Annotated in this window: 1 protein-coding gene; it reads right to left on the bottom strand. The window is 60.6% G+C overall.

All coding sequences use genetic code 11. The annotated features are described in order from the left end of the window. On the bottom strand, positions 1-279 hold a 279-nt coding region (locus EN859_RS38965; RefSeq protein ID WP_210237793.1), incomplete at both ends, for a hypothetical protein.

Genomic DNA, 279 nt, shown 5'->3' with positions numbered 1-279 from the left:
TTCTTCGTCAGGCTTGGGCCTATCTTTGGCCGGTGATGCGGGTTCATTTGCGGGGGGATCGGCGGATTCATCAGTTGAACTTGCCTTGCTGATATATCGGTCCATGAGCAACTGCAGCGCTTCCGTTGCGGCCAGCCTGTGCCTGCGCCCCGCAAGGGTAAAGACGATCGCCTTGAGCCGTTCTTGCAGTTTGCCGGAAGCGAAGAGCTTGGGGAGCGCGCTGCTCTCGCTCTTTGGCGGGTCCGGCAGAGGGTGCAAGCCGGAGGCGATGTCCCAAAC

This window comes from Mesorhizobium sp. M00.F.Ca.ET.216.01.1.1 (genome assembly GCF_004010325.2).
Lineage (GTDB): Bacteria > Pseudomonadota > Alphaproteobacteria > Rhizobiales > Rhizobiaceae > Mesorhizobium.
The sequence above is the reverse complement of the archived record's forward strand: the minus strand, read 5'-3'. Positions and strand labels throughout refer to the sequence as shown.